Origin of the sequence: Nocardia brasiliensis ATCC 700358 (assembly GCF_000250675.2) — a bacterium.
Lineage (GTDB): Bacteria > Actinomycetota > Actinomycetes > Mycobacteriales > Mycobacteriaceae > Nocardia > Nocardia brasiliensis_B.
The window spans coordinates 2662551-2686378 of the sequence record NC_018681.1; the positions used below are offsets into that span (position 1 = coordinate 2662551).

A 23828-nucleotide genomic window follows, 5' to 3' on the forward strand; every position below is an offset into this window, starting at 1 on the left:
CTCGAGCCCCACGCCGCCGCCGCGCGGCACAGAGCGTCCGCACGCCGCACAGCAGACCATCCTGTGCGATGTGCGGACGCTCTGTGGTTCGCGCCACCGCAGTGTGATGGCCGCGCGCCTTCTCGTGGGATGCGCGGGTGTTCGCGGGATGCGCGTCTTCTCGCGGGATGCGCGGGTGTTCGCGGGACGCGCGCCTTCTCGCGGGACGCGCGGGTGTTCGCGGGATGCGCGGGTGTTCGCGGGATGCGCGGGTGTTCGCGGGATGCGCGTCTTCTCGCGGGATGCGCGGGTGTTCGCGGGACGCGCGCCTTCTCGCGGGACGCGCGCCTCTTCTTGCGGTGCGCCCGTGTTCGTCGGCGATTTCGCGCGCGGCGTGACGGTCTGCGCGCGGCGTGCGGGTTCGGGTGTGGCAGTGGGCTGCTCCCTAAGAAAGCGTTCGGGAGTCGTTAAGGGGTGACGACTAGGCTCGAGTGCATGACTTCTGCGCCGACACTGACTGTTCGACGGGTGACCACGACTCGGGCCGGGGGCTTTTCCGCCCCGCCGTACGAGTCGTTCAATCTCGGCGATCACGTCGGGGACGATCCGGCGACGGTGCGGCGGAACCGGGATCGGCTCGCCGCGGGTATCGGGCTCACCCCGGATCGGCTGGTCTGGATGGAACAGATCCACAGCCGCAATGTCGAAATCATCGATGGCCCACGGGCCGAGCCGGTGCCCGCGACGGACGCCCTTGTGACGAATGTGCCCGGGCTCGCCCTGGTGGTGCTCACCGCCGACTGCGTGCCCATCCTGCTGTCCGACGACGAGGCCGGTGTGCTCGCGGCCGTGCACGCGGGCCGGATCGGCGCGCGGATCGGCATCGTGCCGAAGGTGCTCGACGCGATGCTGTCGCTGGGCGCGCAGGTGGAACGGATCGGCGCGTTCCTGGGGCCGGCGGCCTCGGGGCGGCAGTACGAGGTGCCCGCCGCGATGCGCGCCGATGTCGAGGCGCATCTGCCCGGCAGCGCCACCACCACGGTGCGCGGCACGCCGGCGCTCGACCTGCGCGCCGGAATCCGCAGGCAGCTCACCGAAGCCGGGGTCGGCGCGGTCGCGGTCGACCCGCGCTGCACCATCGAGGACCACACGCTGTTCAGCCACCGCCGTGGCGCCCCCACCGGGCGCCTGGGCAGCGTGATCTGGTCGGAGGTGCACTGATGTCCGCGGAATCCGTTGCCGCGCAAGTGGACGAGCGCACCGCGGAACTGGCGACGAACCTGGCCGGGTTGCTGCAGCGCATCGACGCGGCCTGTCTCGCGACCGGGCGCGCGCCGGACTCGGTGCGTCTACTCCCCGTGACGAAATTCTTTCCGGTCGCCGATGTCGCGATCCTGCACCGGCTCGGCCGCCGCGAGTTCGGCGAGTCACGCGAACAGGAGGCCACCGCCAAGGTTTCGGCACTCCGCGAGCACATAAGTGACGAAGACCTCTCGGATGTGCAGTGGCACATGATAGGACGCCTGCAGCGCAACAAGGCGCGGGTCGTGGCCCGGTGGGCGCACACCGTCCACTCGGTGGACAGCGAACGCCTGGCAACCGCTCTGGACGCCGGCGCGCAAGCCGCACTGGACGCGGGGGAGCGCAGCGCGCCGGTGCGGGTCCTCCTGCAGGTGAGCCTGGATGAGGACCCGTCGCGCGGTGGTGTCGCGCCGGATGAATTGACCCGCCTGGCCGCGCATATCGCGGCCTCGCCTGGATTACGACTGTCCGGTCTGATGGCCATTCCGCCATTGGGGGCTGAGTCTGATGCGGCATTTGCACGCCTTGCGACTTTGCACACCCTGCTACTCGCCGAGCATCCCGGCGCGACAGAACTTTCCGCCGGAATGTCCGGCGATCTGGAATCCGCCATAGAACACGGCTCGACGGTTGTGCGTGTCGGTACCGCCTTGATGGGCGCTCGACCGATAACCTCGGCGTAGCAAAGAAACCTCATCAGTCACATTCGACACATATGCTGGGACAGACGAGGGCTGAGCAAGACTTCAACACCCGGCCGCCACCGGGGCCGAAGGAAGGTCGACCAAAATGAGCGAGCGCAGCGAGCGAGTAATCGACGCAGCCATCGTGGTCATGACGCCGCCGCGCGTGCGCGGGGATGTCCTGCGGGAGCGCAGCGAGCGCTCGATGAACGCAGCCACGAGCGTGCTCGTGACGGAGCCGAGCGTCAGCGAGGCGCAGTCATGAGCACGCTGCACAAGTTCAAGGCTTACTTCGGCATGGTTCCACTCGAGGATTACGAAGACGACTATGTCGACGATCGTGCTCCCCGGGTCGCCGACGACCGCGGTGCGCGCAGGCCTCGGCCCCGTGACTACGCCGACCGCGGTGCCTACGGCGCTGATCGCTATGCCGAAGACCGTTACGGCGCAGAGCATTACGGTGCCGACGGATTCGATCGGGACGAGCCCGGCTATCCGGAGCCCGCCTACAAGTCGCCGTACAAGGCCGGATACCCGGTATCCCGGCGCGACGACTACGCCGACGAGCCCTACGGCGAGGACCGTTACGAGGCGCCGCGGCGTCCCACCCGGATCGAGACCGCGCCGTCGTCCGGCCGGTTCCGCGCGGGCGGCAGCGCGCCGTCGCTGCGTGGCGCCACCCGTGGTGCGCTCGCCGTCGATCCCGAGGCCGAAGAGCGGCGGCTGGAGGAGCGCGTGCGCCCCGAGCCGGCTCCCGCGCGCAGGCCGGGGATCTTCGAGGACGGAGGTCCCTTGTCCAAGATCACGACGCTGCGCCCGCGCGACTACAGCGAGGCCCGCATCATCGGTGAGCGCTTCCGTGAGGGCAACCCGGTGATCATGGACCTGGTGGACCTGAGCAACGCCGACGCCAAGCGGCTGGTGGACTTCGCCGCCGGACTCGCGTTCGCGCTGCGTGGCTCATTCGACAAGGTCGCGACCAAGGTGTTCCTCCTCTCACCGGCGGACGTGGACGTATCAGCCGAAGAACGCCGTCGCATCGCCGAAACCGGCTTCTACAACCAGAAATAAGGTCGTGATCTGGGGGGTGATGCAGACCGGTCGCCTGCGGTGCGGCGCGGTCATTTTGCGCAAAGCGGATTTTGCGGCAGAGTGAAGTCGTGGCCTTGTTCGCGGTGCTGTACTTCGTACTGTTCATCTTCTGGCTGTTGCTGATCAGCCGGGTGATCGTGGAGTTCATCCGTAGCTTCGCCCGGGACTGGCGTCCGACCGGTGTCGTGGTCATCATCCTGGAGGTGATCTTCACGATCACCGACCCTCCGGTGAAACTCCTGAGGCGGTTGATACCACCGGTGTCACTGGGAGGAATTCGCCTGGATCTGTCGATTATGGTCCTGCTTTTCATCGTCTTCATCTTGATGTCGATCGTGGGCAGGCTCGGGCAACCGGTAGCCCCGGTGTGACAGAATGGGCCGTGAAGTAGCTTGCTAGATCTGCTAGATCTCCAAAAGACGCGTGAAGGGATCCTTCCATGCCGCTGACTCCAGCCGATGTGCACAACGTCGCGTTCAGCAAACCGCCGATCGGGAAGCGCGGCTACAACGAGGATGAGGTCGACGCCTTCCTGGATCTCGTCGAGCAGGAACTCTCGCGTCTGATCGAGGAGAACGCCGATCTGCGCCAGCGGGTCGCCGAACTCGACGCAGAACTGGCTGATGCCAAGAAGAATCGCGGCCCCGCGGTTCCGGCCAACGTGAAAGCGCCTGTGCAGCAGGCGCCGCCGCCGCCCGAGCCGATCAAGCCGCCGGTGCAGGTGGCCCCGCCCGCGCCGATGCCCGCGCCCGCCCCGCCGAAGGACGCGCCCGGTGCGGACGCGAACCTGCAGGCCGCCAAGGTGCTCAGCCTCGCGCAGGAAATGGCCGACCGGCTCACCAGTGACGCCAAGGTGGAGGCGGAGAACCTCCTGTCGAACGCGCGGGCAAACTCCGAGCGTCTCGTCGGTGACGCCCGGACCCGCTCCGAGGGCATGATCGCCGATGCCCGCCAGAAGGCCGACGCGATGCTGTCGGACGCGCAGTCGCGCTCGGACAACCAGCTGCGCCAGGCCAAGGAGAAGGCCGACGCCCTGCAGGCCGACGCCGAGCGCAAGCACACCGAGATCATGGCGACCATCACCCAGCAGCGCAGCGTGCTGGAGAGCCGGATCGAGCAGCTCAAGACGTTCGAGCGGGAGTACCGGGTGCGGCTGAAGTCCTACCTGGAATCGCAGCTCGAGGAGCTGGAGAACCGCGGTTCGGCGGTGCCGGTCGACGGTGGCGAGGCGTTCGCGGACGCCAACACCGCCAACAACCTGCAGCCGGCCACGTTTGCCAAGGGTGGCAAGTAAGCCGCTCATCCTGAGCACGCGCCACCCGGCATGCCTTGGGGGTCACCATGCTCGTCTTGACGCTTGTCCTTGCCGCTGTCGGATTCGCACTACTGGTCACCGCGCTGACCACCGGATCGGTGATCTGGGCGTGGGGCTGCATTCTGGTGTGCGTACTCGGCGCGGTGCTGCTCCTGGTCAGTGCCCTGTCTATGCGGCGGCCGGACGGAGATTCGCCTCCGCCTCCCGGGCGCCACGCCAAACGGTGAGGGAGCGCCGTCCAAGGGTTTGACCGTACTGGCTAGAATCAAACATGAACATGGTGTGGATCCGGTCATCACCGGGGAGCCTTCGGAAGAACAGCGCACGCCGCGCCCAGTAGAACCGAACGGGTGAGCCCGTCACAGCTCACAACGAGAGGTCCGGCAGTTCGCCGCCGGGCAAGCGGGGTGGTACCGCGGTATCGACGCACCGGGCGTCGGCATCGTCCCCGTGCCAACGACAAGGCACGAGGAGACGTATCCGCGATGGCGGACCAAACTTCCAGCAACAGTGCGTACCCCCGCGTCGACCTCGGTGTCGCCGGGTCTTCGTTCCCCGAGATGGAACGCCGCGTGCTAGACGCATGGGCGGCCGCCGACACCTTCCGTGCGAGCATCGAAAACCGTTCCGGGGCAGTGACTTCGGGTTCCGCACCGGCCGCGGAGTTCGTCTTCTACGACGGCCCGCCCTTTGCCAACGGTCTGCCACATTACGGGCATTTGCTCACCGGATACGTCAAAGACTTGATCCCGCGTTTCCAGACGATGCGCGGCAAGCGCGTCGATCGCCGTTTCGGCTGGGACTGTCACGGATTGCCCGCGGAAATCGAGGCGGAAAAGCAGCTCGGTATCACGGACAAATCACAGATCGACGCAATGGGTCTGGCCGAATTCAACGCCGCCTGCAAATCGTCGGTGCTGCGCTACACCGGTGAATGGCGCGACTACGTCACCCGGCAGGCACGCTGGGTCGACTTCGACAACGACTACAAGACCCTCGATCTCGACTTCATGGAGTCGGTCATGTGGGCGTTCCGGACATTGCACGAGAAGGGTCTGATCTACCAGGGCTTCCGGGTGCTGCCCTACAGCTGGTACGAGCAGACGCCGCTGTCGAATCAGGAGACCCGCCTCGACGACGCGTACAAGATGCGCCAGGATCCGGCGGTCACCGTCGACATGGTGCTGCGCGTGCCCGCCGACCATCCGCTGCACGCGCTCGACGGCGTGAACGCGTTGATCTGGACCACGACGCCGTGGACGCTGCCGTCGAACCTCGCGATCGCGGTGCACCCCGACGTCCGCTACGTGCACCTGCGCGCCGCCGACGGCAAGCGCTATCTGCTGGCGGCCGAACGCGTGTCGCACTACAGCCGCGAATTCGGTGATGCGCCCGAGGTACTCGGCGAGTACGACGGCGCCGCACTGGTCGGCCTGTCCTACGCACCGCCGTTCGACTTCTTCCTCGGCCACCCGCACGCGCACCGGGTGCTCAGCGCGGACTACGTGACCACCGACTCCGGCACCGGAATCGTGCACCTCGCACCGGCTTTCGGTGAGGAGGACATGGATGTCGCCACCGCCAACGGCATCGAGATCGTGCAACCGCTCGATCCCGGCGGCAAGTTCACCTCGATGGTGCCGCCGTACGAGGGCCTGATGGTGTTCGACGCCAACCCGGTGATCATCAAGGACCTCAAGGCCGCCGGAAAGCTGTTGCGGCACGAGACGATCGAGCACTCCTACCCGCACAGCTGGCGCTCCGGGCAGCCGCTGATCTACATGGCCGTGCCGTCCTGGTTCGTCGCGGTCACCAAGTTCCGTGACCGGATGGTCGAGCTGAACAAGCAGATCACCTGGGTGCCCGAGCACATCAGGGACGGCCAGTTCGGCAAGTGGCTCGAGGGCGCGCGGGACTGGAACATCAGCCGCAATCGCTACTGGGGCAGCCCGATTCCGGTCTGGATGTCCGACGATCCGGCCTACCCGCGGATGGACGTCTACGGCTCGCTGGACGAACTGGAGCGTGACTTCGGCGTGCGCCCGGCCGACCTGCACCGGCCGATGATCGATGAGCTCACCCGGCCGAATCCCGATGACCCGACCGGCAAGTCGACCATGCGCCGGGTGCCGGAGGTGCTCGACTGCTGGTTCGAGTCGGGCTCGATGCCGTTCGCCCAGGTGCACTATCCGTTCGAGAACAAGGAGTGGTTCGACAGTCACTTCCCCGGTGACTTCATCGTCGAGTACAACGGCCAGACCCGCGGCTGGTTCTACACGCTGCACGTGCTCGCCACCGCGCTCTTCGACAGCCACGCCTTCAAAACCGTTGCCGCGCACGGCATCGTGCTCGGTGACGACGGCCTGAAGATGAGCAAGTCGAAGGGCAACTACCCGAACGTCAACGAGGTGTTCGACCGCGATGGCTCGGACGCGATGCGTTGGTTCCTGATGAGCTCGCCGATCCTGCGCGGCGGCAACCTCATCGTGACCGAGCGCGGCATCCGCGAGGGCGTCAGCCACGCGCTGCGGCCGCTGTGGAACGCGTGGACCTTCCTGCAGCTCTACGCCTCGAAGCCGGGCACGTGGCGCATCGATTCGCCGCACGTGCTGGATCGCTACATCCTGGCGAAGCTGGCGCAGACGCGCGACGTGATGACCGAGGCGCTCGAGGCCTACGACATCGCGGGCGCCTGTGAGGAACTGCGCGGTTTCGCCGACGCGCTCACCAATTGGTATGTGCGCCGGTCGCGTTCGCGGTTCTGGAGCGAGGACGCCGATGCGGTGGACACGCTGCACACGGTGCTCGAGGTGGTCACCCGGCTGGCCGCACCGCTGCTCCCACTGGTCAGCGAAGTCATCTGGCGCGGGCTCACCGGCGGCGAGTCGGTGCACCTGGCGGACTGGCCGAAGGAGGGCGAGCTGGCGAGCGACCCCGAACTGGTCGCCGCGATGGACGAGGTGCGGGTGGTGTGCTCCACCGTGCTGAGCCTGCGCAAGGCGCAGAACCTGCGCGTGCGGTTGCCGTTGGCCGAGGTGACCATCGCGGCCGCCGACGCCGAGCGGTTGACGCCGTACGCGGACATCATCGCCGACGAGGTCAACGTCAAGAAGGTGGATCTGACCACCGACGTCGCCGTGCACGGTCGCTTCGAACTGGTCGTGAACGCCCGGGCCGCGGGCCCGCGGCTCGGCAAGGACGTGCAGACGGTGATCAAGGCGGTGAAGGCGGGCGAGTGGTCCGAGTCCGCCGACGGTGTCGTCACCGCCGCCGGAATCGCGCTGCTCCCTGAGGAATACACGCAGCGACTGGTCGCCGCCGAACCCGAGTCCACCGCCGCGCTGCCCGGCAACGCGGGCCTGGTGGTGCTGAACTCGGTGGTCACCGAGGAACTGGAGGCCGAGGGCTGGGCCCGCGACCTCATCCGCGACCTGCAGGAGACCAGGAAGTCGGCCGGCCTGGACGTCTCCGACAGGATCACGGTGGTGCTCGAGGTCCCGGCCGAGCGCAAGGCGTGGGCGGAAACCCATCGCGATCTGATCGCCGGTGAAATCCTCGCCACCACACTGGCTTTCGGTGACGCGGGTGCCACGGCCGCCGACCTCGTCGGTGGCGTACGCGCGCAGGTCGCCAAGGCCTGAGCCGGTCATCGCGGCAGGACAGGACCGGCACCGTCCTGTCCTGCCGTGCGGTCAGCTCGTCCGGGGCTGCCCGGCGCGGCCCTTCGCGCCGCGGCCCGGGCGGCGCAGTGGGGCAGGGGTGTGGTTGTCGAGCGGGGAGACCGGGTAGGTCTGTTCCTCGTGGCGCTCGTCGCGACGTTCGTAGTGGGTCGTGACCGCCTTGTACGCGCCCATCAGGCGGGCGCCATCAACTGCTGCATGATCGCGGCCATGTCCAGCCAGACGTTCTCCCGGCTGATCTTGTCGCCGCGGATCTCGCAGACGTGCAGGATCCGGAAGTCGATGGCCCGGTTGCCGCCGGGGATGCCCATGAACTCGCCGGTGGCCCTGCCGTACCAATGGGATTCGTCGACGAAGAAGTCCTCGCCGTAGTAGCGGTGGACGCTTTCCATCTTGTCTTCCTTGATCGCCGCGAACAGTGCCCGGTAGCGCTCGGCGATCGCGGCCGGTTCGTGCAGGATGCCCTGCGGATCGCCGACCGCGTCGTGCTCGACGTCCGCGGCGAGCGTGTCCATGATCGCGTCGACGTCGTTCGCGGCCTCGGCCGCGCAGTGCCGCTCGAACAGCTCGTCCATCTCTTCACGTGTCATGCCGTGCCCTCCAGAAAGTGAGAATCTGCTATCGTGGTGAGATGACTTTCTCACGGCGAGATGAGATTCTCAAGAGTGACCGCGCGAAGAATCAGAAGATGCGGACCCGCGAGGCGCTGCTCGAGGCCGCGCTGGAACTCGCGCGCAACGGCCACTCACCCTCGATCGCCGAGGTCGCCGAGGCCGCGAAGGTGTCGACCGCGACCGCATACCGGTACTTCCCGAATCCGCAGTCGCTGTGGTCGGACATGGCCACCCGTCAAGCCGGATTCGTCGGGCGCTACCCGGACTTCTTCGAGGAACTGCCCGACGACGCCGAGGCTCGGATCGAGCGGGTGGTGCGCGAGGTCAGCGGGTTCCAGTTCGAGAACGAGGTGGTGTGGCGCGGGGTGCTGCGCGCGACCCTCGATCGCTGGTTCAATCAGGTGGATGTGCCTGAGGCGGAACGGGTTCCGGTCCGCGGGGTGACCCGGCTGGAGATGGCGCGCACGGCGTTGGCCCCGCTGTCGGACCGGCTCTCGCCCGAGCGGCTGGAGCGGCTGGTGCACGCGGTGACGCTGGTGTTCGGCGTCGAGGCGCTGGTCTCCACCCGCGACACCTGCGGACTGGATCCGGCTGCGGCCACCGAGACGATGTGCTGGGCGGCGAAGGGCTTGGTGCGGGCCGCCCTGGCCGAGTCGGAAGATCGTTAAGGTGTGTCGCTACGGCGTGATGTAGATCACATGCTGTAGATTTGCTGAACTGTCATCGCAGGTCCAGGCCTCGCGGCAGAATCGGCAGTGGTGCTGCTGTTGCGGAGAAGTGCTTCTGGGGCGGCAGTGAGTTCGTGGATTGTCCTACCTGAATCGCGTTGCGCCGGATGCCCGGCGCAGCGGCTGCGGCTCCTACTGGATGGCGCTGCTCGACCTGGCGTCGACCGGGACCGCCGGATGGTGGCCCGCCCGCCGGGCTGCCGGAAGGGACGAGCACGTGAACAGAAAACCCTTGCGCCGCATCGCTTTCGGATTTCTCCTGGCGACCGCCGCGACCCTGATCCTGGCCGGTCCCGGCTGGTCGGACACCGGCAGTGCCACCGGCAGCGCCGAATCCCTCTCGGCTTCCGGCTCCGCGGCGATTCCGCTGCCTAGCTCGCACGGGGTAGGTGCGCTGGCCGCCGCGGTCTCGCAGACCGGGAAGCCCTACGAGTGGGGCGGCACCGGCCCGTTCGCCTGGGACTGCTCCGGCCTCGTCCAGTGGGCGTTCCGCCAGGTCGGCGTCAATATCCCCCGGACCACCTGGGAGCAGGCCCGAGCCGGCGCACCCGTCCCGTTCTTCGCGCTCTCGCCGGGCGACGTGGTCGTCCTCAACACCGACGGCTCCCACGTCGGCATCTACGCCGGCTTCGGCCAGATCTTCAACGCCTACGACTGGGGCGTGCCCGTAGGCCTGAGCCCGCTCCGCCAATTCGACATCTTCGCCATCCGCCGCTTCTGACCCGGCCCGGCGCTGTGCGCACGGGCCGGGACCGGGCCGCGTCTCGAAGTCCCGTCCGCCGCCACGGTCCAGCCGGCCGGACTTCGGGGCAGGACCTAGCTCGCGGTGTCTTCGGCGAGGGTACGCAGTAGGGGTCCGTACTGGGGGTTGGCCAGGGCGGAGGCGAACTGGGCGACGAGGTAGTCGGCCGGGTTGCCGGTGTCGTACCAGCGACCGCGGATGACCTGGCCGTAGACCGGGTTGTCGGCCGCGTGCACGTTGATCGCGTCGGTGAGATAGACCTCGCCGGTGCGGTGTTCGTACCAGGCGCGAGTCTGGGTGCGCAGTTCCTCGATGACGCCGGGGGTCACCACGTAGCCGCCGATCGCGGCGTAATTGGACGGCGCGTCCTCGGGCTTGGGCTTCTCGCGCAGGCCGGTGATGCGCAGCAACCCGTGGCCCTGGTCGTCGGCGACCACCGGGACGCCGTAGCGCTGCGATTCGGTCGGGTCCATCGGCATCAGGGCGAGCACCGGCGCGCCGGTCTGCTCGTAGGCGTTGATCAGCTGCTGGGCGCGCGGCACATCGGCGACGAACACGTCGTCCGGCCACAGCACCAGCATCGGCTCGTCGCCGAGATTGCGGGCCGCGTTGAGCACCGGGGTGCCGTTGCCGTACGGACCGTGCTGATCCAGGTAGGTGATATGGCCGAGCCGGGACAGCTCGCCGACCTCTTCGACCGCGTCCGCGTAGGCGGTCTTGCCGTCCGCGCGTAGCTGCGCCACCAGGGCCGGATTCGGCCGGAAGTGGTCCTGGATCAGCGACTTTCCGCTGCTGACCACGATGGTGATGTCGGTGATGCCGGAGGAGACCAGCTCGCGGACCGTGTGCTCGATGACCGGCTTGTCGCCGACCGGCAGCATCTCCTTCGGGATGGCCTTGGTCAGCGGGAGGAGCCGGGAACCGATACCGGCGGCCGGGATGACGGCCTTGCGGATCTTCATGCGTCCGATCATCACACATCACGCTGTGTGACAACGGCGGTCCCCGCGCTTCGCCGAATGTTCACCGAGACCGTGTAGTGCCCCTAACTCCGAAGCATATATGCAGGTCACAGGCTCGAGGGGCGGTTGCCGCGAGTCCGGGGCCGGTCCGGGTCCGTGCGCGGATCTCTACAGGAAACTAATGGCTAGCGCACAGTGACCTGACAGCGTCGGCGCCTGCCCGGAGTTGTCGGTGGGCGGGCGTAGATTTCGAGCCGTGAGTACGGACAAGGCGACGGCCACGCAGATTCCCGCCCAACTCGAGCCGCTGGCCCTGCGCGCCAGGGCGATGTGCGCGGCGGTGCTGGCCGCCGGGATACCCGAGGCGAGGAAACCTTCGGCGAAACCCCGGTGAGCGCACAGCATCCGGCCGAGCGCGCCGACGCGCTCAGTACCGCTCGGCGGTGGGTGCTGCACATCGATATGGACGCGTTCTTCGCGTCGGTCGAACAGCTGACCCGTCCCACGTTGCGCGGCAGGCCGGTGCTCGTCGGCGGCACGGGCGGGCGCGGTGTGGTCGCGGGCGCCAGTTACGAGGCGCGGGTCTACGGCGCGCGGTCCGCGATGCCGATGCATCAGGCGCGCAGGCTGGTCGGCGTCACCGCGGTGGTGGTGCCGCCGCGCGGCGCGGTGTACGGCGTGCTGAGCGGGCAGGTCTTCGACACCCTGCGCAGCCGCATCCCGGTGCTGGAGACGCTGTCGTTCGACGAGGCCTTCGGCAAGCCCGCCGAACTGGCCGGCGCCACGGTGGCGCAGGTGCACGAGTTCTGCGAGCAGTTGCGCGCGGCGGTGCGGGAACGCACCGGACTCACCGCGTCGGTGGGCGCGGGCACCGGCAAACAGCTCGCCAAGATCGCCTCCGGCCTCGCCAAACCCGATGGGATCCGGGTGGTTTCGCCGGACGAGCAGCAGCAGATGCTGGCCGCGCTGCCGGTCCGCAAACTGTGGGGGATCGGCCCGGTCGCCGAGCACAAGCTGCGCTCGCTCGGTATCGAAACGGTCGGCGCGTTCGCCGCGCTGCCGGAATCGGAGGCGGTGTCGATTCTCGGCGGCAGCGTCGGCGCGGCGCTGCACCGGCTGGCCCGCGGGGTCGACGACCGCCCGGTCGCGGAGCGGGCCGAGGCCAAACAGATCAGCGCCGAGACCACCTACGAGACCGATATCGTCACGCTCGCGCAGCTGCGTCCCGCGATCGAGGCGATGGCGGCGGCCGCGCACCGCAGGCTGGGCAAGGACGGGCGGGCGGCCCGCACCGTGGTGCTCAAGTTGAAGAAGTCCGATATGAGCATCGTGACCCGCTCGTTCACCCTGCCGTATGCCACCGAGGACCTCACTACGCTGGCCACCGCGGCCCAGCGCTCGGCGATCGATCCGGCCGAACTCGGCCCGATCCGGCTGGTCGGGGTGGGCTACGGCGGGTTGTCCACGGTGCGGCAGGAATCGTTGTTTCCGGAACTGGACCAGGCGCCCATCGCCGAGCACAGCACGGCCGCCGAGGACGAGGGGTGGACCGCGGACGGGTCGGCGCCGGCGGCGCCCGGACTCGTCCCGGCGCAGCTGCTGCCCGATATCGCGACCGCCGAGCCCACGCTGTCGGTCCCGATCTGGCATCGCGGCATGGACGTCGAGCATCGCGAGTACGGCCACGGCTGGGTGCAGGGCGGCGGTTACGGCGTGGTGACCGTGCGGTTCGAGACCCGGTCCACCGGTCCCGGTCCGGCCCGCACCTTCGCCGCGGATGACGCGGATCTGACCAGAGCCGATCCGTTGCGCAGTCTGCAGTGAGATCGGCGGTGAACGGCTCGACATCGCCGAGCGTGACGCGTACGTTCGCTGCCGACGACATCAGTCCGTCCCGTGTGGATCCACGCGGTGCTCCGCTGTGCCGGTAGCCTGGGAGCTCGTGCAGCGCCGCCGGTTCGGGTGGAGGCTGCCATCGGTGGAACATGACACGGACCTACTCGAACGCAAAGGACGAGCAGTTGAAGCTTCGTAAGACTGGACGCATCGCGATCGCCGGTTTGGCTGTCGTCGCGGCGCTCGGCATGACCGCGTGCAGCGACGACAAGGACAGCAAGCCGGCCGCCAAGACCTCGACCAGCGCCAAGGCGTCGGCGACGGCGAGCGCGAACCTGCCGCCGGTCCCGACGGTCGCGGAGCTGAACACGGCCCTCGCCCGCGCGCTGGACCCCGCGGTCCCGGCCGCCGAGAAGCTCGACGGCGTCCAGGGCGCCGAGGCCGACCCGACCCTGCCGGACCGCCTGTCCCAGGCGGCCAAGGGCGCCGACGTGAAGATCGAGGTCACCGACGTGACCGCGTTCGGTGACAGCGTCAACGCCAAGGCCAAGTTCAACGTGAACGGCCAGGAGAACATCGTCGACGTCCCGTTCGTCGCCGACAACGGCAAGTGGAAGATCCAGAAGTCCTGGGCCTGCGCCATGTTGACCAACCTCGGTCAGCAGTCCGCGGCCTGCAGCTAGTACCGCGGCCGTCGCGGCCGGCTCTCCGCATGGCCGGCCGCGACGCGGTGGGATGACAACCGCCGTGTGTGCGATTCGGACGCATGTACCTGGCACTCTGTGTCGTCCGATGTTTTCGCGCTAGCATGCACCGTCGTGACTGTCTCTGACGCTGTGCGCGAATCTCCTCGACCCTCGGCACAGCATGGAGACCAGCAAGAACTGCGCGGCACGAACGGCGCCCGGCGCCTGCGGCTGTTCGCGATCGTCAGCGGCCTCATCGCGGTGCTCGCCGCGGTGTCGCTGCCTTTCCTTCCGGTGCAACAGGATCAGGCGAGTGTGTCGTGGCCGCAGGCCGCGGCGGTGACCTCGGTGACCGCGCCGCTGATCACCTACGCGCCGATGGACCTGTCCGCCGAGATCCCGTGCGCCGCGTTCGACGCGCTCGCCGACACGGGCGGCGTTGTGCTGTCGACGATTCCGCGGCAGTCCCCGGATCTGGAACGCTACGGCTTCGTCGTCAAGGTCGTCGCGGACACCGCGGATCGGCCCGGCCGGGTAGACGTGGTCTCGCGCAACATGCTGCTGTGGTCGTCGTCGCTGAGCGCGGTCCGCAACGGGTCCTGTGCGCTCGCGATCGAGATGAACACGCAGCGGACCACCGTGTCGGTGCAGGGCCTCGCCGATGCGGGCAAGGAGTTCGGCGGCGACATCCGCCCGCAGGTGGTCGGCGTGTTCAGTGAGCTGACCGGTGCGGCGCCCGCCGGCTTGCACGTGAATGTGCAAGTGGATTCCCGGTTTTCGTCGTCGCCGACCGTGCTGAAGCGCGTCGCGATCGGGGTGGCGGCGTTGGCCGCGGTGCTCGCCCTGATCGCGCTGTACCGCCTGGACAGCAACGACGGACGCGCGTCGCGACGCTTCCTGCCGACCCGGTGGTGGCGGCTGCGGCCGCCGGACTACCTGGTGTTCGCCACGCTGCTGGTGTGGCACTTCATCGGCGCCAACACTTCTGACGACGGCTACATCCTCGGCATGGCCCGCGCCTCGCAGAGTTCGGGCTTCATGTCGAACTACTACCGCTGGTTCAGCGTCGACGAGGGGCCGTTCTACACGCCCTACACCGACATGATCTCGCTGCTCGCCCGGGTGTCGTCGGTGAGTCCCTGGGTTCGGTTGCCCACCTTTCTCGTCGGCGTCCTCACCTGGTGGGTGATCAGCCGGGAGATCCTGCCGCGCCTGGGCGTCGCGTTGCGCGACAACCGGATCGTGGTGTGGACCAGCGCGCTGGTGTTCCTCGCGTTCTGGATGCCCTACAACAACGGCTTGCGCGCGGAGCCCTTTGTGGCACTTGGTGTGATCCTCACCTGGGCCTCGGTCGAGCGGGCCGTCGCGACCCGCAGGCTGCTGCCGTACGCCCTGGCGATCATCGTCGCGGCGTTCACCCTGACCGCCGCGCCGTCCGGATTGATCTGCCTCGGCGCGCTCGCGGCCGGCGCACGCACGATGACCGCGGTGCTGGTGCAGCGGGCGAAGAAGTCCGGTTATCTCGCGCTGCTGCTGCCGGGCCTGGCGGCAGGCGTGGTGGTGCTGACCGTCGTCTTCGCGGACCGGACCCTGGCCGGTGCCCGCGAGATGTTCTACGTGCACGGCCGGATCGGCCCGGGCGAATCCTGGTTCTTCGAGTTCCTGCGCTACCAGTACCTGCTGCAGATCAATGCCGACGGCTGGCTGACCCGGCGGTTCGGCATGTTCGTGCTGCTGCTCGGCCTGGTGGCGTGCGTGGTCACGATGCTGCGCCGGGGCGGGCACATCCCGGGTACCGCGGTCGGTCCGTCGCGCAGGCTCATCGGCATCACCTTCGCAGCGATGGTGTTCCTGATGTTCTCGCCGACCAAGTGGACCCACCAGTTCGGCGTCTTCGCCGGCCTGGCCGCCTGTGTCGCGGCGCTCACCGCGGTCGCGATCAGCCCGCGGGTCATGCGGCCGCTGCGGAACCGGGCGCTGTTCGCCGCCGCGATCTTCTTCGCGCTGGCGCTGACTTTCGTTGGCGCGAACGGCTATTGGTATGTGTCGGCGTGGGGCATCCCGTGGTGGGACAAGCCGCCGACCTTCGCGGGCTTCGGCCTGTCGAGCTTCGCCGCGGGGCTTTCGGTGCTCGCGCTGGTGCTCGCGGCGTGGTTCCACATTCGCCCGGAAACCGGGCCGCGGCCCGGCTCGGTGCCCGGCCGGATCGCGCGCCTGCCCGTGCTCGCCGTGGTCGCGGCGGCCATGGTGCTGTTCGAGGTGCTGTCGTTCGCGAAAGCGGCTGTGGCGCAGTACCCGTCGTATTCGCTCGCGCAATCGAACCTGTCCTCGGCCGTTTCCGGCGGCTGCGGCCTGGCCGATCAGGTGCTGATCGAGACCGATCCCAACGCGTCGGTGCTCAGTCCGCTGGCCGGTTCGGCCGCGACGGCGCTGGCCGGCCCGGAGACGACCGGTTTCACCCCGAACGGGGTGGCGACCGACCTCACCTCCGACGAGGTCGAATCCACCACGGGCAAGGCGAATTCCGTCACCAGCGCCGATTCCGGCGATACCACCGATCCGAAGGCGGGCTCGAAATCGCCGGGCTCGGAGGCCGGTACCTCGGGCGCCGGGATCAACGGCAGCAATGTCCCGCTGCCGTTCGGTCTGGATCCGGCGGCTATTCCGGTGCTGGGCAGCTACCGCGACGGCGCGCAGGTGCCCGCCGAGCTGACCAGCGGCTGGTATCGACTTCCGCAGGACAGCAACGGAAGTCGCGGTCCGATCATCGCGATCTCGGTGGCCGGCCGGATCCGGCACGTGGACAGCGACGGCATCGTGCACCCCGGCCAAGAGCTGCGCGTCGAGTACGGGCGGTCCGCGGCCGACGGCACGGCGGTCTCCCTCGGCAGTGTCGATCCGATCGATATCGGGCCGTCGCCGTCGTGGCGTAACGTGCGGGTGCCGTTCGACCGGCTGCCCGCGGACGCCGACGTCGTCCGGATCGTCGCCAGTGACAAGGATCTCGGCAAGGACCAGTGGCTGGCGGTGACCCCGCCGCGGGTGCCGCAGCTGAAAACCATGACGGCCGTGGTGGGTTCGCAGACGCCGGTGCTGCTGGACTGGGAGGTCGGCATGAACTTCCCCTGCCAGAACCTGGCGCCCACCTATGCGGGCGTCGCGCAGCTCCCGGCCTATCGGATCCTGCCGGACCGCAACGGCGCCACCATCACCAACCTCTGGCAGGCGCACGACGGCGGTGGCCCGCTCGGCTGGACCCAGCTGCTCTTCACCGCCCGCGCGCTGCCCACCTACCTGAACAACGACTGGGATCGCGACTGGGGCTCGATCGAGCAGTACCTCCCCTTGGACGCCAACGCTCAGCCCGCGAAGGTGACGATCGACGAGACCCGCCGCTGGGGCACCTGGACCCCCGGCCACATCAACACCGCCTGGTAACCGGCGGCCAGGACGGCTTCGTCACCCACCGGGACATGGATTCACGCCTCAGGCTTCGGAGTCGGCCTTGCTGCTGGGGGCAGGGTCGTTTCGGCGGGCGGCGTGCCGGGTGCGGCGGGCGCGGAGGAAGGCGTGCGTGGTGAAGACCGCCAGGGCGGTCCAGATGAGGGCGAAACCGGCCCAGCGGGAGGCGGGCATCGGCTCGTGCGCGACGGCGACGCCCCAGGCCATCTGCAGTGCGGGCGTGAGGTATTGGAGCAGCCCCATGGTGGACAGCGGAACCCGCTGCGCGGCAACCGAGAACAGCAGCAGCGGCACCAGGGTCACCGGCCCGGTGGCCAGCATGAGCGCGGTATGCCCGGGGCCGGAGGCGAATTCGCTGCGGCCGAGCACCGCGAGCACGATCACGAAGGCGAGCGCGAACGGCGCGGCCACCACCCCTTCGGCGGCGATCCCGCGCAGCGCGTCCAACGGGATCACCTTCTTGACCAGACCGTACGTCGCGAACGAACAGGCCAGGATGAGCGCGATCACCGGCGGCCTGCCGTAGTCGACGGTCAGCACGGCCACCGCCGTGGCCCCGAGCCCGAGCGCGGCCCACTGCGCGGGCGCGAGCCGCTCCCGGAAGATCACCACACCGAACGCGACGGTGACCAGGGGGTTGATGAAGTACCCCAGCGCGCACTCCACGACGTGCCCGGAGATCACCCCGTAGACGTACACGCCCCAGTTGACCGCGATCGCCGCCGAAGCCAGCGCGGCCAGCCGCCAGGTCCGTCCGTCGATTCCCCGCAGCTGCCCGAGCCGTCCGGTCGCCGCCAGCACCGCGAGCACCACCACCAGCGTCCACAGAATGCGCTGTGCGACCACCTCCGCGGCACTGGCGAACGCCAGCAACCCGAAGAACGCGGGGAACAGACCCCAGAGGAAAAAGGCGCTCGTACCGAACGCAACACCAGGGATAGACCGGTTCCGCTGCACGCTTGCGACGCTACTTCTCACGTAGCCTTGCGGTCATGTCGACTACCGTGCAGGCATCGCGTGCCACCGGACTGACCGCGGCGGAGGTCGAGCAACGTCGCCGCGACGGGCTCACCAACGACGTGCCCGATCGGGCCAGTCGTTCGGTGCGCGACATCATCCGGGCCAATGTCTTCACCCGGATCAACGCCATTCTCGGCGTGCTGTTCATTCTGGTGCTGTCCACCGGCTCGATCATCGACGGCATGTTCGGCCTGTTGATCGTCGCGAACAGCGCGGTCGGCATCATCCAGGAGGTCCGCGCCAAGCGCACCCTGGACCAGTTGGCCATCGTCAGCCAGGCCAAGCCGACCGTGCGCCGCGACGGCAAGGCGGTCGAGGTGGCCCCGCGCGAGGTGGTGCTCGACGATCTGATCGAGCTGGGCCCCGGCGATCAGATCGTGGTGGACGGCGAGGTGGCCGAGACCTCGCTGCTGGAGGTCGACGAATCGCTGCTCACCGGCGAGGCGGACCCGATCGACAAGCAGATCGGCGACCAGGTGATGTCCGGCAGCTACGTGGTGTCCGGCTCCGGCTGCTACCGCGCGACCAAGGTCGGCAAGGACGCCTACGCGGCGAAGCTGGCCGACGAGGCCAGCAAGTTCACCCTGGTGAAGTCGGAGCTGCGCAGCGGTATCGACACGATCCTCAAGGTGATCACCTACCTGCTGATCCCGGCGGGCGCGCTCAGCATCTACAACCAGCTGGTTTCCAGCGAGGAACCGTGGCGGCCCGCGGTGACCGGCATGGTCGCGGCCCTGGTGCCGATGGTGCCCGAGGGCCTGGTGCTGATGACCTCGGTCGCGTTCGCGGTGGGCGTGGTGCGGCTGGGCCGGCGCAAATGCCTGGTGCAGGAGCTGCCCGCGATCGAGGGCCTGGCCCGGGTGGACGTGGTGTGCGCGGACAAGACCGGCACGCTGACCGAGAACGGCATGCGCCTGTCGGAGATCAAGACGTTGGACTCGTTCGCGGACAACGACGTTCGGCAGGCGCTGGCCGCGCTGGCGGCCGACGATCCGCGCCCGAACGCGAGCGTGCAGGCCATCGCGGAGGCGCTGCCGGACGGCCCGGGTTGGCAGCGCACCGCCGTCGCCCCGTTCTCCTCGGCCAAGAAGTGGAGTGGCTGCTCCTACGGCGAACACGGCGACTGGCTGCTCGGCGCGCCCGACGTGCTGCTCGACCCGGCCTCCGAAGACGCCAGGGTGGCAGAGGAACTCGGGTCCTCGGGGTTGCGCATCCTGCTGCTCGCGCGCAGCGACCGTCCGGTGGACGCCGCGGACGCGCCGGGCACCGTGCGACCCGCGGCGCTGGTCGTGCTGGAGCAGCGGGTCCGGCCCGACGCCAAGGAAACGCTCGAGTACTTCGCCGACCAGAACGTGTCGATCAAGGTGATCTCCGGTGACAACGCCGTCTCGGTCGGCGCGGTCGCGTCCTCGCTCGATCTGCCCGGCGGCGATCACGCCGTGGACGCGCGCGAATTGCCCGACGACCGTGACCAACTCGCCGACGTGCTGGAGCACAAGACCACCTTCGGCCGGGTCCGCCCGGATCAGAAGCGCGCCATGGTGGCCGCCTTGCAGTCGCGCGGGCACACCGTCGCGATGACCGGTGACGGCGTGAACGACGTACTCGCGCTGAAGGATTCCGATATCGGCGTGGCGATGGGCGCGGGCAGCCCGGCCACCCGCGCGGTGGCGCAGATCGTCCTGCTGGACAACAAGTTCGCGACCCTGCCGTACGTGGTCGGTGAGGGCCGCCGGGTGATCGGCAATATCGAGCGGGTCTCGAACCTGTTCCTCACCAAGACCGTCTACTCGGTGCTGCTCGCGTTCCTGATCGGCGTCGCGGGCGTGGGCTCGCAGATCTTCGGCTACGACCCGATCGACTATCCGTTCCTGCCGCGCCACGTCACGATCGCGGCCTGGTTCACCATCGGCATTCCGGCCTTCATCCTCTCGCTGGCGCCGAACAACGAGCGCGCCCGCAGCGGGTTCGTCCGGCGCGTCATGCGATTGGCCATCCCGTCGGGCGTGGTGATCGGCGTGGCCACCTTCGTGGCCTACCTGATCGCCTACGCGGGCCGGGCGGCCACCGAACAGCAGAAGGAGCAGGCGGGCACCACCGCGTTGATCACGCTGATCATGATCGCGGTGTGGGTGCTGGCCATCGTGGCCCGGCCGTACGTGTGGTGGAAGGTGGTGCTGATCGGCGCCTCGATCGCGGCGTATGTGTTCTTGTTCACGGTGCCGTTCACCCGGGAGTTCTTCAAGCTCGATCCCTCGAACGTGGCGCTCACCACGGCCGCATTCATTTGCGGCGCTGTCGGAATCGTGCTCGTCGAGGTGGCCTGGTGGGTGAGTGCGGCGCTGCTCGGCGACAAACGGGAACTGTTTCCGACCGCAAATAGTGCAGGAGCCTGACAAACTGGACAGCTGACCCGGCGCGCCGCGAGAAGCCTTGTGCGAGGCGCGTATTCAGTGTTGGAGTACCTTCTCCCATTATGGAGGTACTGCTGCACCAGATCGACGCGTTCGCGGACGCACCGTTCTCGGGCAACCCAGCCGCGGTGATGCCGCTCCCGTCGTGGCTCCCGGATACGTTGCTGCAACACCTGGCCGAGGAGAACAACCTCGCCGAAACCGCCTTCTACACCGCGGAATTACCGCCCGACGCGGGCGCCCCGCCGGGGGAGTGGCCCGCGTTCCACCTGCGCTGGTTCACCCCGGCGGTGGAGGTGGACATGTGCGGGCACGCCACGGTGGCCAGTGCCGCACAGATTTTGGAGGATATGCATCCGGGCGCCGATCGGGTGAGCTTCTTCACCCGCAGCGGCTGGCTGCACGTAGACCGCACCGACGACGACGAATTCGTGCTCGATCTGCCCGCCGTGCCCGCGGCCGAGGTGCAACCCGACGTCGTGCTCGTCGCCGCGCTCGGCGTCCGCCCGGTGCGCGCGTTCACCGGTGTCGACGAGGTGATCGTGGTGGCCACCGAACAGGAAGTCCGCGACGCCGAACCGATTTTCACCGCGTTCCCGGAGTTGGCGCGCGGCGCGATCGTCACCGCGCGCGGCGCGGACACCGACTTCGTCTCGCGCTTCTTCGCGCCCGGCGTCGGCGTGCCCGAGGACCCGGTCACCGGATCGGCGCACGCGCAACTGGTTCCGCTGTGGGCGGCCGAACTCGGCCGGACCGAGCTCACCGCCCGTCAGCTGTCCCGCCGCGGCGGCAGCCTGCGCTGCGAACTCGTCGGCGACCGCGTGCTGCTGACCGGCCGCTGCCGCCGCTACCTGGACGGCGTTGTGCGCCTGCCGGACTGACCGAACACCGCGACTGCGGCGCTCGCCGGAGTCGCGTCAAGCCACCGCGGTGCCCCATGGCCGCACCGCGGTGAAATCAGGCCTCTGCCGGGATGACACGGGGTTGACTCATCCCGGCAGAGGCCTGCCCGAATTCCGGCGGCGCGCCGATCGGCTCACTCCCGCGGCGGCTCTTCGACGGGGAAGAGGATGGGGCTCAAGAGATATCGCGCACGCTGCGGGGTGGGCTCGTTGCCGAGGACCGGCACGATGGCGCTGCGCAGCGCACCGATGAGGTCCCTGACCTCGTTGTCGCTCAACCAGATCGCGTGCTGGCGATAGCCGACGAGATCGGCGGCGGGATCGGCGTCGTCGCGGTCGAGATAGGCGTTGAACTCGGCGAGCAGGGTGGTCATGGCGATCGCGAAGACCCGGCGGTGGTCCGCGGTGGACAGGGCCGCGGCGGCGTCTTCGTCGATCACCGCGCGATCGCCGCGCAGCCGGTAGTGCCGCTCGAGCACGCCCCGAACCCGTTGCGCCTCGGCCACTTCCAGGATCGCGCCGTCGACGAGCAGATCGACGTGCCGGTACACCGTCGCCTTGGAGACATCGGGCAGTCGCTCACACAACTGTGCGGTCGTCAGAACCCGCTCGCCGCGCAGGGCGTGCACGATACGCAGACGTACGGGGTGAGCCAGCAGTTCGGCGGAGTCCATGGCTCTATATTCTCATATCTGATAACGTTCTCAAACATGAGAATAGAAGAGAAATCCGCTTGGTCGGCACCCGATTACGCCGACCCCGGTCTGTTCGATGAGCACGACATCACGGTCGGCGCGGGTGCGCACGCGGTGCCCGGCACGGTGACCGTGCCGCGGGGGCCTGGATCGTGCCCCGCGGTCGTGCTGCTCGGCGGTGGTGGTCCGTTCGATCGTGACTGCACCTTCGGGCCGAACAAGCCGCTCAAGGATCTCGCCTGGGGGTTGGCGAGCCGAGGCGTCGCGGTGGTGCGGTTCGACAAGATCACCCACACCCACCCCGAGGTGACCGCGGACCCCGGTTTCACCGCGACCGACGAGTACGTGCCACACGCCGTGGCCGCGGTGGATCTGCTGCGTGCGACGGCGACGGTCGACCCGTCGAGAGTTTTCGTCGTCGGGCACAGCATGGGCGGCAAGCTCGCCCCGCGCGTCGCGGCCGCCGCGCCCGTCGTCGCGGGATTGGTGCTGCTCGCGGCCGATGCCGAGCCGATGCATCGTGCGTCGGTTCGAGTGGTTCGCTATCTGGCCGCCACAGCGCCGAGCGCGCAGGCCGATGCGCTGGTCGAAACCTTCACGCGCGCTGCCGCAGTGGTGGACGGACCCGATCTGTCCCCGCAGACACCTGCCGCCACACTTCCGTTCGGCATGGGCGGGGCCTACTGGCTGGATATGCGAGAGTACGACCAGGTCGGCGCGGCGGCCGCGCTGCCGCAGCCGATGCTCCTCTTGCAGGGGGAACGCGACTACCAGGTCACGATCGAGGACGATCTGGCCCGCTGGCGAGCGGGTCTCGGTTCGCGTGCCGACGTCACGATTCGTACCTATCCCGCCGACAATCACATGTTCTTCCCTGGTGCCGGACCTTCGACGGCCGCCGACTACGAACCGCCCCAGCATGTCGACCCCGCCGTCATCGCGGATATCGCCGACTGGCTCTCCCGGCACTGAGCGCAGTTCGACTAGCGATCCGGCACCGGGCCGTCGTCGGGGCCGGGAAGGGCGGTGTCGAGTTGGCCGGGGAGCAGGGGGATGACGGCGAAGCGGCCGGCCACGGCGTCGGCGGGGAGGGCTTGTACGGCACGGATACCGTTCTGGGTGGCCAGGTTTCGGAGGCGGTCGAGAGGGCCGCGAAGCACCAGGCCGACGGTGCAGGGGCAGCCGGCGCGGAGGCGGTCGGCCGAGAGCGCGATGATCCGGGCAGATCGTTCGTCGGGTCCGGGGCGCGGGAGCAGCCAGGCCGCGGCGTCGGCGGAGGCGACGGCGGCCGCGTCGCCCGCGGGCACCGGGACGGCCACGAGCGGGGTCTGCACGCGCGGGAGCTGCACCTGGTACAGCACCTGGGCGATGCGGAGACCGCCGCTGTGCGGCGGGATCTGCTCGGGGGCAACGGCTTCGGTGAACGACACCAGGGCCCAGTGCTCGCCGTCGTCCGTGCCGCTCAGTGAATCCCGCGCCCGGGCAAGGTAATCGGCGATCTGTTCGCCGCGTTCCGGTCCGAGCCGGTCCGTGAAGACACCCGCCTCACGTGGCGGGCCGAGGACACCCAGCAGCACGACGAGACCGGCGACGACAACGACCACGGCACCGAAGAAGAGACCCCGGCGCAACGAACCGCGCCGCTCTCCGGCTTGCGTGGCCGCGACGGCATCGGCTTGCCCCGCCGGACCGGAATCTGCTTGCGCCCCAGCGGAG

Annotated in this window: 23 protein-coding genes; 17 read left to right on the forward strand and 6 right to left on the reverse strand. The window is 68.7% G+C overall.

The window, feature by feature from the left end:
• The first annotated feature begins 474 nt into the window (after positions 1-474).
• The 8 genes from pgeF to ileS all read left to right on the forward strand — a co-directional run bounded on the left by pgeF (position 475) and on the right by ileS (position 8012).
• Entirely contained in the window at positions 475-1200 is a 726-nt protein-coding gene (gene pgeF, locus O3I_RS11920; protein ID WP_041562570.1) for a peptidoglycan editing factor PgeF, read from the forward strand.
• A complete protein-coding gene (locus O3I_RS11925; protein ID WP_014983166.1) occupies positions 1200-1964 on the forward strand; it encodes a YggS family pyridoxal phosphate-dependent enzyme in 765 nt (254 codons plus the stop codon). Before pgeF ends, O3I_RS11925 begins: the two co-directional genes overlap by 1 nt.
• 106 nt (positions 1965-2070) lie before the next feature.
• The gene (locus O3I_RS45485) at positions 2071-2229 is read left to right on the forward strand and encodes a hypothetical protein (RefSeq protein ID WP_167829132.1); all 159 of its coding nucleotides are present in this window, start codon (positions 2071-2073) and stop codon (positions 2227-2229) included.
• A complete protein-coding gene (locus O3I_RS11930) occupies positions 2226-3035 on the forward strand; it encodes a cell division protein SepF (RefSeq protein ID WP_014983167.1) in 810 nt (269 codons plus the stop codon). Before O3I_RS45485 ends, O3I_RS11930 begins: the two co-directional genes overlap by 4 nt.
• Positions 3036-3124: 89 nt before the next feature.
• A complete protein-coding gene (locus O3I_RS11935) occupies positions 3125-3427 on the forward strand; it encodes a YggT family protein (RefSeq protein WP_014983168.1) in 303 nt (100 codons plus the stop codon).
• A gap of 68 nt (positions 3428-3495) precedes the next feature.
• A complete protein-coding gene (locus tag O3I_RS11940; protein ID WP_014983169.1) occupies positions 3496-4350 on the forward strand; it encodes a DivIVA domain-containing protein in 855 nt (284 codons plus the stop codon).
• Between the two features lie 47 nt (positions 4351-4397).
• On the forward strand, positions 4398-4598 hold the full coding sequence (locus O3I_RS43735; protein WP_014983170.1) for a hypothetical protein: 201 nt from the start codon (positions 4398-4400) through the stop codon (positions 4596-4598).
• A gap of 258 nt (positions 4599-4856) precedes the next feature.
• Entirely contained in the window at positions 4857-8012 is a 3156-nt protein-coding gene (gene ileS, locus O3I_RS11945; protein ID WP_014983171.1) for an isoleucine--tRNA ligase, read from the forward strand.
• Between the two features lie 51 nt (positions 8013-8063).
• Here the strand turns inward: ileS and O3I_RS45490 are convergent, their stop codons facing one another.
• On the reverse strand, positions 8064-8225 hold the full coding sequence (locus tag O3I_RS45490) for a hypothetical protein (protein WP_167829133.1): 162 nt from the start codon (positions 8223-8225) through the stop codon (positions 8064-8066).
• Entirely contained in the window at positions 8225-8641 is a 417-nt protein-coding gene (locus tag O3I_RS11950; RefSeq protein WP_014983172.1) for an ester cyclase, read from the reverse strand. Before O3I_RS11950 ends, O3I_RS45490 begins: the two co-directional genes overlap by 1 nt.
• 41 nt (positions 8642-8682) lie before the next feature.
• On the opposite strand from O3I_RS11950, the gene O3I_RS11955 reads away from it, so the two are divergent.
• A complete protein-coding gene (locus O3I_RS11955) occupies positions 8683-9333 on the forward strand; it encodes a TetR/AcrR family transcriptional regulator (RefSeq protein ID WP_014983173.1) in 651 nt (216 codons plus the stop codon).
• A 292-nt stretch (positions 9334-9625) separates the two neighbouring features.
• A complete protein-coding gene (locus tag O3I_RS11960) occupies positions 9626-10114 on the forward strand; it encodes an NlpC/P60 family protein (protein ID WP_041563688.1) in 489 nt (162 codons plus the stop codon).
• Between the two features lie 95 nt (positions 10115-10209).
• Here the strand turns inward: O3I_RS11960 and O3I_RS11965 are convergent, their stop codons facing one another.
• Positions 10210-11097, reverse strand: coding sequence for a UTP--glucose-1-phosphate uridylyltransferase (locus O3I_RS11965; protein ID WP_081593965.1), 888 nt, complete (start codon positions 11095-11097; stop codon positions 10210-10212).
• A gap of 256 nt (positions 11098-11353) precedes the next feature.
• On the opposite strand from O3I_RS11965, the gene O3I_RS45495 reads away from it, so the two are divergent.
• The 4 genes from O3I_RS45495 to O3I_RS11980 all read left to right on the forward strand — a co-directional run bounded on the left by O3I_RS45495 (position 11354) and on the right by O3I_RS11980 (position 17057).
• Positions 11354-11491, forward strand: coding sequence for a hypothetical protein (locus O3I_RS45495; RefSeq protein WP_167829134.1), 138 nt, complete (start codon positions 11354-11356; stop codon positions 11489-11491).
• Complete coding sequence (locus tag O3I_RS11970) at positions 11488-12921, forward strand: DNA polymerase IV (RefSeq protein ID WP_014983176.1); 1434 nt, start codon at positions 11488-11490, stop codon at positions 12919-12921. The genes O3I_RS45495 and O3I_RS11970 overlap by 4 nt, the downstream gene beginning before the upstream one ends.
• A gap of 197 nt (positions 12922-13118) precedes the next feature.
• Positions 13119-13616, forward strand: coding sequence for a hypothetical protein (locus O3I_RS11975; protein WP_041563689.1), 498 nt, complete (start codon positions 13119-13121; stop codon positions 13614-13616).
• Positions 13617-13751: 135 nt separating this feature from the next.
• Complete coding sequence (locus O3I_RS11980) at positions 13752-17057, forward strand: arabinosyltransferase domain-containing protein (RefSeq protein ID WP_237748285.1); 3306 nt, start codon at positions 13752-13754, stop codon at positions 17055-17057.
• A gap of 48 nt (positions 17058-17105) precedes the next feature.
• On the opposite strand, the gene rarD is transcribed toward O3I_RS11980, so the two are convergent.
• On the reverse strand, positions 17106-18038 hold the full coding sequence (rarD, locus tag O3I_RS11985; protein WP_014983179.1) for an EamA family transporter RarD: 933 nt from the start codon (positions 18036-18038) through the stop codon (positions 17106-17108).
• 35 nt (positions 18039-18073) lie between these two features.
• Between rarD and O3I_RS11990 the strand changes: the two genes are divergently transcribed.
• Together O3I_RS11990 and O3I_RS11995 are read left to right on the forward strand one after the other, a co-directional pair.
• Entirely contained in the window at positions 18074-20497 is a 2424-nt protein-coding gene (locus O3I_RS11990) for an HAD-IC family P-type ATPase (RefSeq protein ID WP_014983180.1), read from the forward strand.
• Between the two features lie 80 nt (positions 20498-20577).
• Positions 20578-21396 carry a PhzF family phenazine biosynthesis protein gene (locus O3I_RS11995; RefSeq protein WP_014983181.1) on the forward strand — a complete coding sequence of 273 codons (819 nt, stop codon included), beginning with the start codon at positions 20578-20580 and terminating at the stop codon, positions 21394-21396.
• A gap of 155 nt (positions 21397-21551) precedes the next feature.
• On the opposite strand, the gene O3I_RS12000 is transcribed toward O3I_RS11995, so the two are convergent.
• Entirely contained in the window at positions 21552-22091 is a 540-nt protein-coding gene (locus O3I_RS12000; RefSeq protein ID WP_014983182.1) for a helix-turn-helix domain-containing protein, read from the reverse strand.
• 36 nt (positions 22092-22127) lie between these two features.
• Here O3I_RS12000 and O3I_RS12005 point away from each other — a divergent pair, with 36 nt between their 5' ends.
• Entirely contained in the window at positions 22128-23084 is a 957-nt protein-coding gene (locus O3I_RS12005) for an alpha/beta hydrolase family protein (protein WP_014983183.1), read from the forward strand.
• Positions 23085-23095: 11 nt separating this feature from the next.
• Here the strand turns inward: O3I_RS12005 and O3I_RS12010 are convergent, their stop codons facing one another.
• The gene (locus O3I_RS12010; RefSeq protein ID WP_014983184.1) at positions 23096-23743 is read right to left on the reverse strand and encodes a hypothetical protein; all 648 of its coding nucleotides are present in this window, start codon (positions 23741-23743) and stop codon (positions 23096-23098) included.
• Between the last annotated feature and the right edge of the window lie 85 nt (positions 23744-23828).